This window comes from Thalassomonas actiniarum, from assembly GCF_000948975.2.
Lineage (GTDB): Bacteria > Pseudomonadota > Gammaproteobacteria > Enterobacterales > Alteromonadaceae > Thalassomonas > Thalassomonas actiniarum.
Genome location: NZ_CP059735.1, coordinates 750,667 through 768,958, shown reverse-complemented (window position 1 = coordinate 768,958; position 18,292 = coordinate 750,667). Strand labels below are relative to the sequence as shown.

At 47.7% G+C, this 18,292-nt stretch carries 15 protein-coding genes; 3 read left to right on the top strand and 12 right to left on the bottom strand.

Going from position 1 to position 18,292, the window contains the following annotated elements; translation table 11 throughout:
* Positions 1 to 108: 108 nt before the first annotated feature.
* From SG35_RS03335 to rpe, 3 genes are all read right to left on the bottom strand, one after another.
* Positions 109 to 2,901 carry an LVIVD repeat-containing protein gene (locus SG35_RS03335; protein WP_044832906.1) on the bottom strand — a complete coding sequence of 931 codons (2,793 nt, stop codon included), beginning with the start codon at positions 2,899 to 2,901 and terminating at the stop codon, positions 109 to 111.
* A gap of 563 nt (positions 2,902 to 3,464) precedes the next feature.
* Entirely contained in the window at positions 3,465 to 4,469 is a 1,005-nt protein-coding gene (trpS, locus tag SG35_RS03330; protein WP_044832907.1) for a tryptophan--tRNA ligase, read from the bottom strand.
* 81 nt (positions 4,470 to 4,550) lie between these two features.
* The gene (gene rpe, locus SG35_RS03325; RefSeq protein ID WP_044832908.1) at positions 4,551 to 5,222 is read right to left on the bottom strand and encodes a ribulose-phosphate 3-epimerase; all 672 of its coding nucleotides are present in this window, start codon (positions 5,220 to 5,222) and stop codon (positions 4,551 to 4,553) included.
* A 300-nt stretch (positions 5,223 to 5,522) separates the two neighbouring features.
* Between rpe and SG35_RS03320 the strand changes: the two genes are divergently transcribed.
* A complete protein-coding gene (locus SG35_RS03320) occupies positions 5,523 to 6,212 on the top strand; it encodes a TorF family putative porin (protein ID WP_053043044.1) in 690 nt (229 codons plus the stop codon).
* 202 nt (positions 6,213 to 6,414) lie between these two features.
* Entirely contained in the window at positions 6,415 to 6,612 is a 198-nt protein-coding gene (locus tag SG35_RS03315; protein WP_044832909.1) for a DUF2970 domain-containing protein, read from the top strand.
* Between the two features lie 40 nt (positions 6,613 to 6,652).
* On the opposite strand, the gene SG35_RS03310 is transcribed toward SG35_RS03315, so the two are convergent.
* The 9 genes from SG35_RS03310 to SG35_RS03270 form a co-directional block, all read right to left on the bottom strand.
* A complete protein-coding gene (locus SG35_RS03310) occupies positions 6,653 to 7,471 on the bottom strand; it encodes a Dam family site-specific DNA-(adenine-N6)-methyltransferase (RefSeq protein ID WP_044832910.1) in 819 nt (272 codons plus the stop codon).
* A gap of 66 nt (positions 7,472 to 7,537) precedes the next feature.
* Positions 7,538 to 8,899, bottom strand: a complete 1,362-nt coding sequence (locus SG35_RS03305; protein ID WP_044832911.1) for an SPOR domain-containing protein — start codon at positions 8,897 to 8,899, stop codon at positions 7,538 to 7,540.
* A gap of 50 nt (positions 8,900 to 8,949) precedes the next feature.
* Positions 8,950 to 10,017, bottom strand: a complete 1,068-nt coding sequence (gene aroB, locus SG35_RS03300) for a 3-dehydroquinate synthase (protein WP_201777791.1) — start codon at positions 10,015 to 10,017, stop codon at positions 8,950 to 8,952.
* Positions 10,017 to 10,535 carry a shikimate kinase AroK gene (aroK, locus tag SG35_RS03295; RefSeq protein ID WP_044832913.1) on the bottom strand — a complete coding sequence of 173 codons (519 nt, stop codon included), beginning with the start codon at positions 10,533 to 10,535 and terminating at the stop codon, positions 10,017 to 10,019. The genes aroB and aroK overlap by 1 nt, the downstream gene beginning before the upstream one ends.
* Before the next feature lie 148 nt (positions 10,536 to 10,683).
* Positions 10,684 to 12,741, bottom strand: a complete 2,058-nt coding sequence (locus tag SG35_RS03290; protein WP_044832914.1) for a type IV pilus secretin PilQ — start codon at positions 12,739 to 12,741, stop codon at positions 10,684 to 10,686.
* A 14-nt stretch (positions 12,742 to 12,755) separates the two neighbouring features.
* Entirely contained in the window at positions 12,756 to 13,277 is a 522-nt protein-coding gene (locus SG35_RS03285; RefSeq protein ID WP_044832915.1) for a pilus assembly protein PilP, read from the bottom strand.
* The gene (locus SG35_RS03280; protein WP_044832916.1) at positions 13,274 to 13,867 is read right to left on the bottom strand and encodes a type IV pilus inner membrane component PilO; all 594 of its coding nucleotides are present in this window, start codon (positions 13,865 to 13,867) and stop codon (positions 13,274 to 13,276) included. The genes SG35_RS03285 and SG35_RS03280 overlap by 4 nt, the downstream gene beginning before the upstream one ends.
* Entirely contained in the window at positions 13,864 to 14,457 is a 594-nt protein-coding gene (locus tag SG35_RS03275; RefSeq protein WP_044832917.1) for a PilN domain-containing protein, read from the bottom strand. Before SG35_RS03275 ends, SG35_RS03280 begins: the two co-directional genes overlap by 4 nt.
* Positions 14,445 to 15,521, bottom strand: a complete 1,077-nt coding sequence (locus SG35_RS03270) for a pilus assembly protein PilM (protein WP_044832918.1) — start codon at positions 15,519 to 15,521, stop codon at positions 14,445 to 14,447. The genes SG35_RS03275 and SG35_RS03270 overlap by 13 nt, the downstream gene beginning before the upstream one ends.
* A 132-nt stretch (positions 15,522 to 15,653) precedes the next feature.
* Here SG35_RS03270 and SG35_RS03265 point away from each other — a divergent pair, with 132 nt between their 5' ends.
* Positions 15,654 to 18,236 carry a penicillin-binding protein 1A gene (locus SG35_RS03265; protein ID WP_044832944.1) on the top strand — a complete coding sequence of 861 codons (2,583 nt, stop codon included), beginning with the start codon at positions 15,654 to 15,656 and terminating at the stop codon, positions 18,234 to 18,236.
* Positions 18,237 to 18,292: the final 56 nt, after the last annotated feature.

Sequence of the window (18,292 nt, the reverse complement as noted above, 5' to 3'; positions counted from 1 at the left end):
CACTATAAGCGTGTTTTGCGGCACAGTTCATTCAACGCCTTAACCAGCAAAAAAGCCCCTGATTTCTCATCAGGGGCTTTTTAACAGCTCAAGCTAAAGTAATAATCGTTACTGGACCAGGACCTGATCTCTCACCACTTGATAATAAGCAGAGTTTCCGCCAATAATAGCAATTTCATGACCGCTAACGGCATCAGGTGTTGACCACTGTACCTCAGCAGTTTTATTGACCTTATCCAGTGTAACAGAGCAAGTCCCTCCGGTTACCTGACACTTAACCGTCATGATCTGCTCGGTTTGCCAGCTGACCTGATAACTAAGGGCGGCAGCGGTATCGGCAAACTGATATTGCTCATCAATGCTCAGCATGTCGGTAACGGTTTTAGGGTCCACCACGTACAAGGCATTGCCGTCATCAAGATAAAGAAATTGGCCATCTGAGCCGATTTTATTGCCGTAACCAGTTATGGAGGAACTAAAATTATCCCCCACTTTCATTTTACCGCTTAACACCATATTTTCTGGCTGGCTGACATCTATGATATAAAGTTCCAACCTTTTAAAGTCAAAGCCGTAAGCATAATCTTCTTCAATATGAAAAGCGGAGATGCTATCAGCTAACGCCAACTCCCCCACCAGGGTCATGGCTAATGGTGCGCTGATATCAATGATCTGTAAAGTGTCCTGGCGCAGGAAAGCATAATCTCCCGAGATGGCAATCAGTTCACCACCATCAAGCGATATTTCATTCACCAGCACTGGCGTTTCTGGCGCACTGATATCAAGCACTTTTAAACCTGAGCCACCAACATAAGCATATTGCCCCCGGACTTTAATCTGATTGCTGTAACCTAAACCATTCAATTCAGATAAAAGCACAGGATTTTCAGGATCAAGGTTATTATATACCTGTATCCCGGCATCCCCGAGACTGAGATAAAGGTAATCATCAGCCTGACTAACCGATTCTGCCCCGGAAAGGTCAAGGGTATTTACGGTAAACGGAGTCCGGGAATCGCTTAACATTAAAACTTCAACCATATCATTCAACAGGTGATAAACATATTCTCCGGCAATAGTCATTAAACCTGTGAAGTCATCAAGTTCACTCGTTAACTCAGGTGAAGCGGGGGTTTCAATATCAAATATTTTTAACCCAGTACTGTTATACAAGTATGCCATGCCATTATTAACCAGCACATCAAAGAACAAAGCATTGCTGCGCTCCAAATCAAGCTTACTTACATATTCATCTGCTGCAAGAGCAGAAAAATCAACAACATTAAAACCATCAGAGTGAGTCATATAGTAATAGACGCCCTGGTTTGCTATCGAGTTACCAAAAAGATCTGAAAACTGTCCGATAACAACCGGTGATGCTGGCGCTGCAATATCAAATAATTTAAAAGAACTGCCACTGACGTATAAAGTATCCCCTTGCTTTTTCATGGCATTGATAGATACGGATGCTTCAATATTTTTAATTAACACGGGAGTAGCCGGCTCACTGATATCGACAATATCTATACCGCCACCGTATCTCTTGCCAAGATAAACATGGCTGCCGGCAACAACCACAGAAAGAGCATAAGAATCAATATCAAGGCTGGCAATTTGCTGTGGGGAAGCAGGGGTTGAGATATCAATAATTTTCAGTGTAGGCGTAAAGAAATCTACACCGCCGATATCATATACAATATTACTATCGGCAAGATAAAGATATTGATCTTGTAACTGCATTGCTGTGACGTCATTTATCCCCAGCTCTGCAACAATAACAGCATCCGCCGGACTGGTAATATCAACAATTTTTAATCCGTTACCCGTCCCGACATAGGCATAATCCCCTTCAACAATAACGGTACGGGTCGAGCCAAAGGAAGTAACATCAATAGTTTTAACTACAGTCGGCGCTGTAACATCACTGATATCCAAGATGCTCAAGCCTCGATACCCATTGGCAACATAGGCATATTGCCCGTCTATCACAATATCTCTGCCATTGCCAGGCAACTCAAACACACTTACTTTAACCGGATTTAAAGGTTCATTAATATCGAAGATTTCCAAACGGCTATAAGCATAATCCAAATCCTGATAATCATTGGAATCACTTATCATGACATAGGCGTATCGCTCATCAGTAGCAATCGCTGAAGCCCAGCCAAAATCAATGAATTCAACATCAATTTGCTTCATCGATAAGGTAGGGTTGTCCGGTAAAACATTTGCCGTAACCGGCGGTAAACTGTTGATAGTCACAACATCGCTACCTGAGAGGCTATCTTCATCGGTCACGGTTAAGCTAAATTCCAGGGTACCGGCCTCATCGCCTAAGGTTACCGAGGGCTGACAAATTTCGCTGTCATCCAGCACAGCTAGCGGACCGCTGGTTTGCTGCCAGGAATACGTTAAAACACTGCCGTCAGCATCTTGCGTTAAACTACAATCCAAACTAAAACTATCGCCGGTAAAATAGTTGGCATCGGCCCCCGCATCGACACTCGGCGCTAAAGCCGCGGCATTAACGGTAACCCTAATGGCAGCTGTCGTTGTCGCACCATCCTCATCTGTCGCACGCAAACTAAAGGTTAAATTTTCTGCACCCTGGGATAATAAAACCCGCGGCGCCGAAAAACTGGCATTTTCTGAATCAGCAGCCGTTAAGCTCACCGCGGGTCCGGAAGTTTGTTGCCACAAAACAGAGACGATATTACCATCGGCATCACTTACCTGGGCAGTTAAATTGACTTCTGCCAATTCATCAACTTGCTGATCGTCTGACATCCTGATCACAGGAGGCTGGTTCTCTTTTGCTTGCTCTTTGTCCGTACTTGAACCGCCGCAGCCAACCAAAGGAAAAACACCCGCAATCAACAGCCATTTAATAGCTTTGCACATAAAAGGCCCCCCCCTAAAAACAAACCACAAAAAAGACACCTTTTCCACTTATTATCAACAACTTACGAACAACAAATCAAATCCAGAATAGCTTACCAAACAATGCCTACAGATAACACCAGTCTCAGAGAATAAAACCGGCATTAAATTAAAGCCTTAGCTGTTGAAAAACGGATACAGGTAAAAGATAAATTATTATCAATATCAGCGTCATCCTGGCAGCCAATATCAACACCTTGTAATATAAACTATTTTATATTACGCCATGAAAATCATCCGATGAGTTTACCGCGCATACTAACGGATCCGTAAGGGTTTTAAAACAAAAAGCCAACACAAAATTAACATGAAATAACAGAACCTGCTATTAAAGAACGAATAAGCAAATTTAAACACTTAATGTTGGCTTTGCTGAGCTAATTAACTGAGCCAGTTAAGGAAAGAATTCGTGCATAATCTGTTTTATACAACGCAAATGACGCCGCTATAGCGGGCGCTGCCAGCGATTGACAGAAAAACAAGCTGTGCTGCCCCGTGATAAGGGCAGCAATAGCCGATCCGGATTAAGGCTTAGCGATAAAACCCACGGCATCATAAACAGAGGTCAGTATTTTACTGGCTCTGGCCGAGGCCTTTTCCGCTCCCTGGGACATCACCTGGTTTAAGAACGCCTGGTCCTGGCGGTACTGATGGAACTTCTCCTGGATAGGCTCAAGCAAAGCAACAACCGCATCGGCAACATCGCCTTTTAAATGGCCATACATTTTATCTTCATATCCCGGTACCAAAGATTCAACCGACTGGCCTGTGGTACATGACAATAAAGATAACAGGTTAGAAACCCCGGGTTTTTCCGCAACATCAAAATAGATCCGCGCCTGCTCATCCGAGTCGGTCATCGCCCGCTTAATTTTCTTGGCGATCTTTTTCGGCTCTTCCAGCAAACCGATAAAGTTTGCCGGGTTATTGTCGGACTTGGACATCTTCTTGGTCGGCTCCTGCAAACTCATGATGCGGGCGCCAAACTCGGGAATATAAGGGTCAGGAATGGTAAACACATCACCGTACAGGTTATTGAAACGGGTCGCGATATCACGCGCCAGTTCCAGGTGCTGCTTCTGATCGTCGCCCACCGGCACCTTATCTGCGCCGTAAAGCAGGATATCTGCCGCCATCAGTACAGGATAAGTAAATAAACCCGAGTTCATATTGGCCTCGGATTTTTGCGATTTATCCTTATACTGGGTCATACGGTTAAGTTCGCCCATTTGGGTATAACAGTTCAATACCCAGCTTAACTGGGCATGCTCGGGCACATGAGACTGGATAAAAATCGTGCTTTGCTCGGGATCGACACCACAGGCAAGATAAAGCGCCAGTCCGTCCAGAGTCGCCTTACGCAAGTCTTCCGGCTTTGGACGCACGGTGATCGCGTGCTGATCCACCAGCATATAATAACATTCATGGCTATCCTGCATATTGACCCATTGGCGCAGCGCCCCGAGGTAATTGCCAATAGTTAATTCGCCTGAAGGCTGACAGCCGCTTAATACAATAGGTTTAGCCATGATTTTCCTTTAACTTTCACTGCCGCATTGGCAGTTTTATTTCTAATAATAAATTTTCTTTTTCCCTGCACTGACAAGGAATTATTTAACAGTCGCTAATTCGGCCCGCATCTGGTCGATAACCGTTTTATAGTCCGGCTGGGAGAAAATTGCCGAACCGGCAACAAACATATCAGCACCCGCCGCGGCGATTTCGGCAATATTATCCACTTTAACGCCGCCATCGATTTCCAAACGGATATCGCGGCCGCTCTGGTCGATTTTTTCCCGCACCTGGCGTAATTTATCCAAAGTGCCGGGAATAAAGGACTGGCCGCCAAAACCCGGATTCACCGACATCAATAAAATAACATCAAGCTTGTCCATCACATAGTCCAGGTAATGCAAAGGGGTGGCCGGGTTAAACACCAGGCCTGCTTTACAGCCCGAGTTCTTGATTAATTGCAGGGTGCGGTCGATATGGTCGCTGCCCTCGGGATGAAAGGTAATAATATCCGCCCCCGCCTTGGCAAAAGCCGGTACTAAGGCATCTACGGGTTTTACCATTAAATGAACATCGATTTCTGCCTTGATGCCGTAATCACGCAGTGACTGGCATACCATAGGACCAAAGGTCAGGTTAGGCACAAAATGATTGTCCATCACATCAAAGTGGACAACATCGGCCCCGGCCGCCAGCACTTTAGCGACATCGTCGCCAAGACGGGCAAAATCGGCAGAAAGAATAGAAGGTGCAATTAAAAAAGAAGACATAGTTTAACCCTTTTTGAAATCAGCGCTACTTTACCTAAAGCCAGGTCAATATTGAAGCATTAACGACCTCTCGGGCATGAATTTTTTACACCGCTTTTACGACAAGCAAGTGCACAGTTAGCTGTCAGCTGCACCAAAATAGCGCAAAACAAACATAAGTGAGTGGCCACACAGCCGGACAAATCACAATAACAAACTGATTTAAAAGAACTTTAAATTTAAGGTATTAACGCTGAGTCCCGGGCACCGACTTTGCTTTGTTCTGGTTAACAACAATAAATAACCAGAGAGTTAACTTATATGAAGCATAAAACCATTAACTTTGCGATCCCTTCCCTTATCACGGCTTTTACCTTACTTAGCGCTCCGGCCCTGGCAGTCGAAGGCTTATCCGCCAATGTCGGTTTCACCAGCAACTATTTATGGCGTGGTGTGACCCAGACCGGCGACAGTGCGGCCATTTCAGGCGGTATAGATTATGCCGCCGATAGCGGTTTTTATGCCGGCACTTGGGTATCAAATGTCGACTTTAGTGACGATGCCAGTTACGAGCTGGATCTCTACCTGGGGTTTAGCGGCGAACTCAATGACAATATCAGTTACGATCTCGGTTATATCTATTATGCCTACCCGGATTCGGCTGAATCAGATAAAGATAACGAATATGATTTTGGCGAAATATATGCAGGCGTAAGCTTTAGCAATATCACCCTGACCGCCAACTATGGCATCCATAACGACGATGGTGCACAGTGGGCAGACAAGGCCCTCTATATCAGCGCCGATGCCGAATTTGAAGTGGCCGAGGGACTAAGCTTAAACTTGCACTTGGGCGATTATAGTTTCGATGATGACTATGACGACGGCGACTACATCGATTACGGCATCAGCTTAAGTAAAAGCGGCTTTACCCTGGCGCTAACCGATACCGATCTGGACAATGACGATGTCAAACTGACCGTTTCTTATGCCATAGATCTCGATTTATAACATCAGCCGAGAAAACAAATGCCGGGGTGGAAAACCGCTTTCAATCCCGGCTAAACAGCTGAAACACATCAAAACCAGCCAAGCCCCCTGCTTTGATGGCGAAAAATTCTCCACATCTGTGGTTACACCTGGCCAACACCTGTAGTATATTATTTATTCAACCCAATTATCCGACAATGTCGCACTTAAGGAGGAAATGCCCATGAGGTTGAACAAGGAAGGTGATTTAAAAGAAACCATAAAAAGCGTCGGCGCCGCTTTTATTGGCGTACAAAGCGATAAAAACCGCCAACGGGATTTCAGCAAGGGTAAGTTCAGCCATTTCCTCATCGGCGGCTTTATTGCGGTGACCTTATTCGTGCTAAGCTTAGTGGCGGTAGTCGCGCTGGTATCGCCTTAGCGGTGTTTATCTAAGCCAGTATCGGGGCTAACTTCTGCTCTTATTTATAAAGGGCCAGCAACTCGGCGACTTTTTTCCGGTTATGCCCTTTCTGGCTGATGGTTCTTGCCACCTGGATAGATTTTAACTTGCTGGCATGCTCATAAATCTTCCGGGTCCAGATGGTATCGTGGTTGCTGATCAACACGCACACATCCGGATGCTGGATCACTTCTTCGGCAGCATTGGCCAGATCTGCCTGTTCATCCAGGCCAAAGCCATTACCGGCATAACTGGTAAAACTGGCGGTTTTGCTTAACGGCACATAGGGTGGATCGCAATAAATCACATCTCCCGCCGAGGCCCGGGCGAAAGTATCCCGGTAACTCTCACAAACAAAAGTTGCTTTTTGCGCCTTTTCGGCAAAATAATTCAACTCATCTTCGGGGAAGTACGGGCGTTTATATTTGCCAAAAGGTACGTTATAACCGCCGGATTTATTGTAACGGCACAAACCGTTATAGCCGTGACGGTTCATATAAAGAAAAACTAAAGAGCGGAAATAAGGATCGCTGCTGGCGTTAAATTCTTTCCTGAGCTGATAATAGACTTCGGCCTGGTTATTCTCGCTGGAAAACATCGCGCGGGCATCATTGATAAACTCATCCGGCCGTGATTGCAGGATCCGGTATAAATTGATCAGATCCTGATTAATGTCATTTAACAGGTAGTGCGGATAATCGCTGTTCAGAAAAATAGAGCCGGCGCCGACAAACGGCTCGATCAGACGCTCGCCTTTTGGCAGCATCTTAGCAATAACATCGCTAAGGCCGTATTTACCACCAGCCCACTTCAAAAATGCTCGATGTTTTTTATTCATGCCGCCTGCAAGCCCTACCTAAAGTCTGTAAATCAAGAAAGACGGGATTGTATCCTGATTTTACTTTTATTGGGAGCTTTGAAATGCATTGATTTCATTATTAACGGCAGCAACACTTTTTATCCAGGGACCTCGTTGCTTAACGGACTCGGGTAAACTCTCCCGCGCCTGCAAAGCTTCATCCCTTGAATCATAAACCCTGGAAGTGATCACCAGCAGCTTTTGCCCATTTAACTGCCGGTAGTAACCGAAATATTCCAGCTGCTCATGATCGGCGATAAACTCTTTAAATACAGAAGGGTAAGAGAACCCTGCCAATTGGATCACAAAACCTTGTTTAGTCTGTAAGAAATAATCCGGGTTTACGCCTGAGGTAACCGATACTTTATCACTTTGACTAACAGGTACGGCGTTATCGGCGGCTTTGACAGGCGCAGCAACTTCGCTGTTAACCTTCACCTCTGTTTGCTCGGCTTTGACCGGCTTATCTGCCAGTATTACCGCGTTAAACACATCCGACGGCCGGGCCTGCTCAGGTATTTTATCTTCTTTCCCAATTTGTATAGCGGCTTCTGGAGCAAGTAGCGCCTGGTAAATATCTGCATTCGTAGCATAGGCTGGTGTTGCTGACTCAGCCGTTGCTGAAGGCTCTTTGCCGGCTGAAGCTTCTTTAGCCGCGGAAAGATCTTGAACAAAAACATCGGCGCCATCGGGAATGGTTATACTTTGCTGCTGGGGTAAATCGCTGAAACTTAAGCTGTCCCGCTGATAAAGCCAGGTAATTACCAGCGCAGAGATAATCAACAAAACCGTAAAACCCAATGCCGCTTTTTTACCAAACGTTAAGGCAAAAAACGACTGCGCCTCTTTAAACACACCGGCATCAAGAGAGAGTAGCTGACCGGTCGCCGCCGATAAGATAGACAACTTATTGGTGAACAACATTTTGTTCGCCGCCACCAGCTTGCCCGCCTGATGTTGGCCCAGCATAACAACATTGATGTCCAGCTTGGTTTTTTTGGCGATTTCCGCCAGCTGGCAAAGCTCATGCAACAATTGCAGCGATAATAAATGCGCATGCTCGATAATAATGCTGATGGTTTCACGTTTTTCGCTGGCCAGCTTGATAATACTGCCGGTTAACGCCTGCTCGGGATCGAACAAGGCACCGCCGAAAAGCTGCTCTACTATCCGGCTGCGGATCTGGATATCATTAAGTTTGGCGGCGATTGAAACAAAAGCGGCATTATGATCGTCGGGCAATGCTCCTAATAACAGGCTGCCGACCCGGGAATAAGTGTTGCTGTCTTCATCGACAACCAAAACCGCTTGTTTGGAAAAGCGTAAGATATAATCAACCCGGGCATTGACGCTGATGCTGGTAACGCCCGGTTGATTTTCTGTGGTTTGATGCGCTAATGCAGACATAATTCACCTTTAACAACAGCCGGTTATTTTATTACCGGCCTGAGATATGGCTATAAAATCTGCTGTAGCATGTCTTCTGTGATGTCGTCGCGTATTTCAGAGTGACCGATTTTTGTCGGTATAATTAACCTGAGCTTTCCGGCTAAGTTTTTCTTGTCCCTGCGCATATGGCGGATAAACTCGCTAAAGCCCATACTTTCCGGGGCTTCTAGCGGTAAATCAAATGCCTCAAGCAAAGACTCAATACGACGAAGATCTGACGCTGCCAGCAAATTCATTGATACTGCCAATTTAGCAGCAAGTACCATGCCAGTAGCAACGGCTTCACCGTGTAACCAGTTACCATAGCCCATCTCGGCTTCAATCGCATGACCAAAGGTATGGCCAAGATTTAATAAGGCGCGTACACCGGCTTCGGTTTCGTCGCTGGCGACGATATCAGCCTTACATTGGCAGCAACGTTCGATCATCTGGCTTAACACCAGTTTATCGCCCGCCCGGATCTGCGCTTTGTGCTGCTCAAGCCAGTTAAAAAACTCGCCGTCGCCTAAAATACCGTATTTAACCACTTCCGCCATACCGGCGCTAAATTCGCGCTTTGGCAGGCTGGACAGGGTATCAATATCGATAAGCACCGCCTTGGGCTGGTAAAAAGCGCCTATCATATTTTTCCCTAACGGGTGATTGACCGCCGTTTTTCCGCCAACCGAAGAGTCCACCTGGGACAATAAGGTGGTGGGGATCTGGATAAAATCTATGCCCCTTTGATAGCAGGCGGCAGCAAAACCGGTAATATCACCGATCACGCCTCCGCCAAGGGCTATCAGGCTGGTATCCCGACCATGGCCGTTGGCCAGCAAATGCGACATGATTTTGTCGAAATTGCCCAGGCTTTTTTCGGCTTCACCGTCGGGTAAGATGATTTCATCAAGCTGATAACCGGCCAGAGCGGCCTTGATTTTTTCGGCGTATAGGGGATGCACAATTTCATTGGAAACTATGCACACCCTTGTGCCCCGGATATGCCGGGAGAGCAGGCTATTATCATTAAATAACCCGCTTTCTATATAGATAGGATAACTACGAATTCCCAGATCGAGATGTAGAGTTGCCACGATTAGAAATCTAGACGTTCAACGATTTTATGGGCAACCACTTTGGCGCTTTGATCGTCGGTTTGAATGATGACGTCGGCAATCTCTTCATAAAGAGGGTTACGTTCAACCGCCAGCTTCTCCAGTACCGCACGCGGCTCTTCGGATGTTTGCAGTAACGGGCGGCGACGATCACGCTGGGTACGCGCCACCTGCTTATCAATCGTTGTTTCCAGATATACCACGATTCCACGTGCGGATAAACGATTGCGAACCTGATTGCTGATCACAGATCCACCACCGGTGGCCAGAACTATACCCTGCTTTTCGGTAAGGTCATCGATCACTGATTCTTCTCTTTTGCGAAAACCATCTTCGCCTTCAAGATCAAAAACCCACGCGATATCGGCACCAGTACGACGTTCAATCTCTTGATCAGAGTCGTAAAACTCAAGATGTAGCCTTTCTGCTAGTTCTCTACCTATAGTGCTTTTGCCAGCACCCATAGGGCCTACAAGGAAAATGTTACGTTTTTCTGCCATTAGACTAACTTAATACTCGTTATAATTAATTACGTTTATAGGGTAAGAGGAGACCCCCTCGAAAATTTCAAGGGCGCAATTATCGCAATTCTTCGGTGCAGATTGCAAGTAAGTGGTGCGAAAAGAAACCACTTACTGATAATTTAGACTAAAAATGTTCTTTTACAATGCGGGGAGTCACAAAAATCAGCAATTCTTTTTTCTCATTAAAATTATTACTGTTTCTGAATAACCAGCCAAAATAAGGGATGTCTCCCAGCACGGGAACCTTAGAAATGGTGTTGATGATCTGCTGCTGGTAAATACCGCCTAACACTATGGTTTCGCCGTTATTTACCAGCACTTGTGTGCCGATACGCTGGGTATCGATTGCCGGTGCGGTGCCGCTTTGCACATCCGAAACCGTGTCTTGGGTCACGACAAGATCAAGAATGATCCTGTCATCCGGGGTGATATGGGGGGTCACGGTCAGGCTGAGCACGGCTTTTTTGAATTGGGTCGAAGTAGCGCCGCTGGACGCCGCTTCCTGATAGGGGATTTCGACCCCCTGCTCTATATAAGCTTCTTTTTGGTTGGCGGTGGTGATGCGCGGACTGGCAATTATTTCCCCTTTATTTTCTTTTTCCATGGCACTTAATTCAAGGTCGAGGATAGTGCCGTCTGCCAGACGGGCGATCTGAAAGGCAATGCTGCCGGCGGGACTGGCAACCGGCAAATTGACATTCATGCGGTCGCCAATATCCGGGGTGGTGCCGGCGTTTGCCGAGTCGGCCCCGGTTAACGTGCCCGAGGTGCCGGTTTCACCGTCGGTATCGGTAATACCCCAGCGGATCCCCAGCTCTTCATTGATATTATCTTTTACTGTCACCATGCGGGCTTCAATCACTACCTGCCTGACGGGGATATCCAGCACGGCAACCATACGTTTAATGTCTTCGATACTTTGCGCGGTATCCCGGATCAACAGGGTATTGGTGCGTTCATCAACCGAAACACTGCCCCTGGGGGATAAAATGCTGGTTTCCTCATTTTTGATCAAAGAAGAAAACTCAATCGCCTTGGCGTAGTTGACCTGGACATATTCGGAATATAAAGGCGCCAAATCCGCCACCTGCTGCAACGCCTGCAAATCACGGGCTTCCCGGGCGGCAAGTTCGTCGCTGGGAGCTACCATTAAGATATTGCCCTCCATACGCTTATCCAGCCCTTTGACTTTTAAGATAATATCCAGCGCCTGATCCCAGGGCACGCCATCAAGGCGCAAGGTAATATTGCCGTCCACGGTATCGCTGGTCACCAGGTTGAAGCCGTTATAATCGGCAATGATCTGCAACACAGTGCGCACCGAGATATCCTGGAAATTTAATGAAATCGGCCTGCCGCTATAATCTTCAACATCCTCCAGATAACCCGGTACCTTAACCTTTTCTGTGACTTTCAGGGAAAAAACATTGGTTAACTGCTGGTGACTAAAATCAAACTCGCCGTCGACATCGATCACCACCCGGGCGTTGCGCCCTTCCCTGAAGGTTTCTATCCCTTTCACCAGAGTGCCAAAGTCCGTCACATCCAGTTTATACAAGAGCTCTTCCGGGATGGCGGTATTGTGAAATTCCACATAAATTTTCCCCAGCTTATCGCTGACATCCACCGCGACCATAGTATCTTCCAGGGAAATGATCACCTGGGAGTCATTTTCCTGGCTGCGGGTAAAATCTATCTCCGCAATGCTGTTGATAAATTCATTATTAGCCGGGGTTAATTTCGTGACCGGAGAGTCGGGATCCTGATTCTTTAAAATCAGCGAAAATTCATTGCCGCTTTGTCTAACGTCGAATACCGCCAGCTTGGCCAAATGCACCGAGGCAATAATTTGCCCCGCCACCTTTTGTACTTTCACCGAGTTAACACCGGCGTGGCGGATATTAGTGTCACTGATCAACGGATTAAAATCATCCACCGCAAACAAAATATCAATGCGCGCCGGGGTCACAAAAGTTTTGATCTCCGGCTGTGTTGTCACCGCCTCCGAAAGACTGAACACCAGTTCGATTTGATCTTTCTGTATGGTGTTATACGACAAGCCGGTTAAGGTCCTGGCACCGGCGCCAAAGGCAAGCCAACACAGTACCAGTGCCAAAAGCCCTTTTACGGTCAGGATTTCGGCAAAGATGTTATAATTTTTTTTCTCTTGATCTGCTAACATTATCTTCTTCACCCCTATCCTTCTGATTCAACAATTGAAACCACGGACTCTCTTTCTATCCAGCAACCGGCGCCGTCGGGAATTAATTCAACAAGTGTGACGCTCTCCTGGCTGACCCCGGTGATACGGCCGTTATAAAGTCCCATATAGCCGCCGACGGCAACCCGGTGCAAACTATCATCGGACGCCTGCACCAGGGCCCAGGTCACTCCTAACTCCCCCAAAGTGCCGCGCATGCTTAAATCCGCCAGCGAATACTTTTCCAGCGGCTGTTTACGGCGCCTGGGATCCGGGCTGAGGCAGCCGGTCATCTGTTGCAGTTTTTCCTGGATGGCTTCGGGTTTTGGGGCGACAAAAGGGCTGCGCTTTGACTGGGCGGAATAGTCAAAATGATTAAATTTGGGCACCGCTGGCATAGGTTCGATCTGATTACTGGTATCCTCATGGACCTTGGCCATAAAGGCATTAAGTTCGCTGGGATCATCAAAACAGCCGCTAAGCATAAAACTAAGCAATAACACCAGGTACTTCATCATTCATTATCCTCCCGGTAACGATAGGTTTTTGCCTGCAAGGTCAGCCTGAGAATATCGCTGTCGCTGCCGGAGATATTGATATCAAAATCATGCAGGGTAACGATACGGGGCAATCCCGCCACTTTGCTGACAAAATTGCCAAACTCATGATACGAGCCTATCACCTCAATATCGATCGGCAACTCAATGTAAATCTCTTTAGCAATTTCAGGTTGCCAATTTAATTTAACAAAATCAAGGCCGCTGGTGGTGCCGACAAAAGTAATATCATCCAAAAGTCCCGGCGTTTCGTGGCTTTCCGGCAAACTTTTTAACTGATTGGCAAACAGGGCTTCCGCTTCAACCATTTGCGCCTGGAATAACTCCAGGTTGGCGGCAACATGATATTTCGCCTTATACTCCTGTCTTAGGGTGATTTCTTCCCGCCGGACTTTTTCCAGCTGGGTAATTTTATCGCTGACGATAAAAATATACCCCAGCACCAACACCACTATGCCTAAGAAAATTGCCAAAACCACTTTCGCCAGGTAAGGCCACTGGCCGATATTTTCTAACTCAAGGTTATCAAACTGGGATAAGTCTATATTCATGCCCCGCCCCCCGAAGCCGCAACGGTACCTGATACCGCGACATCATTTACCAGGCCCTTGATACGCACCCGCATCTTAAAGTCACTGAGCAGTTTCACGGTTTTTTCATCGCTGATAATCGAGTCCAGGGTGGCATCGGCAAACAGATCCGAGCGCTCAATTTCCCGGATCATATTCGCCAGGTGGTTATTGGATTCGCTTTTTCCCAACAGCTGCAGGGTATTGCCCTTTTTCTCCATATGGGTCAGATAAATGCCATTGGGCACAATTTTGGCAATCTCATCCAGCACCTGGGTGCCGACATTACGGCTGCGCTGCAATTGTTCAATCACCCTGATGCGCTTTTGCAAGGCATCTTTTTTCTCGTTCAATACCTTGATTTCGCCTATCTTCAAATCCAGTTGCTGTATTTCATTGCGTAAATACTGATTAAGGGAGTTTTGCCCGTTAACCCGCGCCTGGTAAAACTGTCCCACCAGAAAGATCAAGACAAAAGCGCTCACCGCCACTATTGCCAATACGGTAAAGTATTCCGTTTGCCTCGCTTTTAGCTGTGCCTCGCGCCAGGGAAGCAGGTTTATATGTGCCATGGCGAAAAACTCCTTAACGCTAAACCCGCCGCCACCATAAACTGAGGGGCAAGCGCCAGCATCTCTTCATCAATGTTTTTTGCAAGTTTCATATCGGAAAAGGGAGCGGCAATCACGGTATGTATGCCCAACTCTTCCGCCAACAGTTCCTGTACTCCTTCCACCAGGGCGGTGCCGCCGGAAATCACCAGGTAATCAACTTTTTCATGGCCACTGGAGGTGAGAAACATCTGAATCGCCCGGCGGATCTGCTGCACTAAAATCGTGTGGAAAGGCGCCAGTACTTCAAAAGTAAAATTGGGAGGCAGCTCGCCGTTTACCTTGGCGCTTTCCGCCTCTTCAAAAGACATGTTGTAATAAGAAATGATCGAGCGGGTATATTGCTCACCGCCGAAAATTTGATCCCGGCTGTAAATATGTTTGCCGCCGTCGGTCACCGATAACAAGGTCATGGTAGCGCCGATATCCACTATGGCCACCATTTTATCAGCCGCATCGTCGGGCAGGTTTGCCAGACATAAATCATGGGTACGGCTGACGGCATAGGACTCGACATCGATCACCTTGGCTTCAAAGCCTCCCATATCCAAGGTGGTGACCCTGGCTTCTATCGATTCGGTTCTGGCTGCGCTGAGCAACACGTTGATTTTGCTGGGGTCCGACTCATTAACATCCAATGACTCAAAATCCAGGCTGACTTCATCCAGCGGATAGGGGATCAAGCTGTCGGCTTCAATTTCGATTTGATTGGCCAGCTCTTCTTCATTCAGGGCGACATCCATATAGATAATCTTGGTGATCACCGTTTGCCCGGAAACGGCCGCTGCCGCATGCTTCACCGAAGAGGAAACTTTTTTTCGCAACCTCCCTATAACATTGCCAATGGCTTCCATGTCCTGGATTTCCCTGTCGACGATCACCCCCCTCGGCATAGGCTCCATTGCCAGGCATTCCAGGGTGTAGCCCTGACTTCCATTACTTAACAATACAGCTTTCACGGCGTGGGAGCCGATATCGATCCCCACCATCATTTGTGCTTTCTTTTTGAACAACTTGTTAAGCATAGTGTCCTACTAAAATATTATTTTTATACTCATATTAGACACAATATAGTCATAAATACATTTATTACATGGTTTTACACGATATACTAGTAGCCATGAATATTTTGCTGCGAAAACTTGGGCGTCTGTATTGTGCTTACTTTTAAAAAAGTGATGAAATTTGGCCTGCTATTAGCCTTGCTGGGGGCAATAGCTTTGATTACCTTATATTTAACTATGCGTGACGATCTGCCCAGTGTCGAATCTTTAAAGAACCTGCAATGGCAAACCCCGATGCAGATCTACAGCAACGACGGTAAACTCATGTCCCAGTTTGGCGAGAAAAAGCGTATCCCGCTGGCGCTGGAGCAGATGCCGCAGCAACTGATCGACGCAATATTGGCCACGGAAGACGACAGGTTTTACCAGCACTTCGGTATAGATCCCGTCGGCCTGACCCGGGCGGTGATCGGCCAGATCATCGGCCAGAATAAAGGCGGCGGCAGTACCATTACCATGCAGGTGGCCCGTAACTTCTTCCTGACCCGGGAAGTCACTTATGTGCGCAAATTAAGAGAGATCTTTATTTCTTTCCATATCGAAAACCTGCTTACCAAGGATGAAATCCTCGCCCTTTATATGAACAAAATTCCCCTGGGCCACAGATCTTACGGTTTCGGCGCCGCGGCCCAGGTATATTACGGCAAAGAAGTGCAGGAATTAACCCTGGCGCAAATCGCGGTACTGGCAGGACTGCCTAAAGCGCCGTCCACGCTAAACCCTATCCGCTCACCAAAACGGGCCAAGGCGCGCCGCAGCGTGGTATTACAGCGTATGTTGGCGAAAAACTACATCAGCCCGGCACAATATCAGGAGGCGATGGCGGCACCGATCACCGGCAAACGCCACGGCGCGGAAATCGAATTAAACGCCCCCTACCTGGCGGAAATGGCGCATCAGGAAATGCTGCAGCGTTACGGCAGGGAGCAGGCTTATACCGGCGGCTACAAGGTCTTCACCACAGTCCCGTCCAAGCTGCAAAGCGCGGCGCAAAACGCCCTGACCGGCAACCTGATGGCTTATGATCAAAGGCACGGTTACCGCGGCGTGATCCGCTCCCTCAGGAATGAAAGCAACAACCAAAAAGATGCCGTCAGCGGCGAATACCTCAATCCCCTGATGCCGGAAGAAATCAGCCAGGCGCTTAATATCGAAGGTTACCAGTCGTTAATACCCGCCATAGTGACCGAAGTATCTGAGCAATCGGTCGCCATTACCCTTAAGGATGAGCAGCAGGCCATTATAGACTGGCCGGGACTTTCCTGGGCCCGGGAATTTATCAGCGATCAGAAGCAGGGACCGGCGCCGGAAACCGCCGCAGAGATTCTCAATTACGGCGATGTTATCTGGGTGCTCAAACAACCGGATAACAGCTATGTCTTAAGCCAAATTCCACAGGTGAGCGGCGCGTTAGTGTCCATTTCTCCGGACGACGGCGCCATTAAAGCCGCCGTCGGCGGTTTCAGCTTTAAACAAAGCCAGTTTAACCGGGTTACCCAGGCAAAACGTCAGGTAGGCTCGAATATTAAACCTTTTATTTACTCCGCCGCCCTGGAAAACGGCTTTACTTTGGCCTCTATCATCAATGACGCCCCTATTAACCAGTGGGACAGAAGCTCAGGCGTGGTCTGGCGCCCGAAAAATTCCCCGCCAACCTATGTCGGCCCGATCCGTATCCGCCTGGCGCTGGCCCAGTCTAAAAACGTGATCTCGGTGCGCCTGCTTAGAGAAGTGGGCTTAGGAAAAATTATCGATCACCTTTCTTTATTTGGCTTTGTACCGGATGAACTGCCGAGAAATGAAACCCTGGCGCTGGGCTCGGCCTCGTTGACACCGCTGGAAGTCGTCAGCGGTTTCGCCACCTTTGCCAACGGCGGCTTCCTGATCCAGCCTTATTTGATCGACCGTATCGAAGATTCCTTTGGCAATATTGTCTTTCAGGCCAACCCGGCACTGGCCTGCGATCCCTGTCAGGCCAGTGACATGATGGACAGCCTGAGTGCCGCTGCCCAGGCCAGCGATGAAACTTTAGCATCGGATAATCCCGAGTTAGAGCGAGACTCTTTATCCGCCGATAACCTGGCTCCTCCCCTGAATCAAGCCGAGCGGGTGATCAGCGAGCAAAATGCCTTTTTGATGACGGAAGCCCTCAACAGCGCCATTTGGGGATATGACTGGTCTACCAAACCCGGCTGGCAAGGCACGGGGTTCAGGGCGAAGAAGCTGAAACGCCGTGATATCGCCGGTAAAACCGGGACTACCAACGAATCCAAAGATGCCTGGTTCTCCGGCTACAGCCGCCGCATGGTGACCACATCCTGGATAGGTTTTGATGATCATACCAGGAACCTGGGCAGAACCGCCTATAACAAAAACCTGGATAAAAGCCAGGTTTACGGCATCGAAGCCGGTGCCAAATCGGCCCAACCCGCCTGGATCACCTACATGGATACGGCATTAGAAGACCTTGAAGTTGAGCCTTTCCTGCCGCCGGAAAATGTTGTTTCCGTCAGGATAGACAAGGCTACCGGTAAACTGAGCAGCAAAGCCGATAAAACCAGCTTGTTTGAATATTTTGAAAACGGCACCGCCCCTCAGGAATATGTTACTTTGGATAATAGCCGGGAGATCCTCGACGGCAATGAGGAAGAAGAGCTGGAAGAAGAGTTATTCTGAGCCCTTTTTCGCCGGAGATAAAAAGGCAGGCCGTTAACCTGAGTTAACAGTACCTG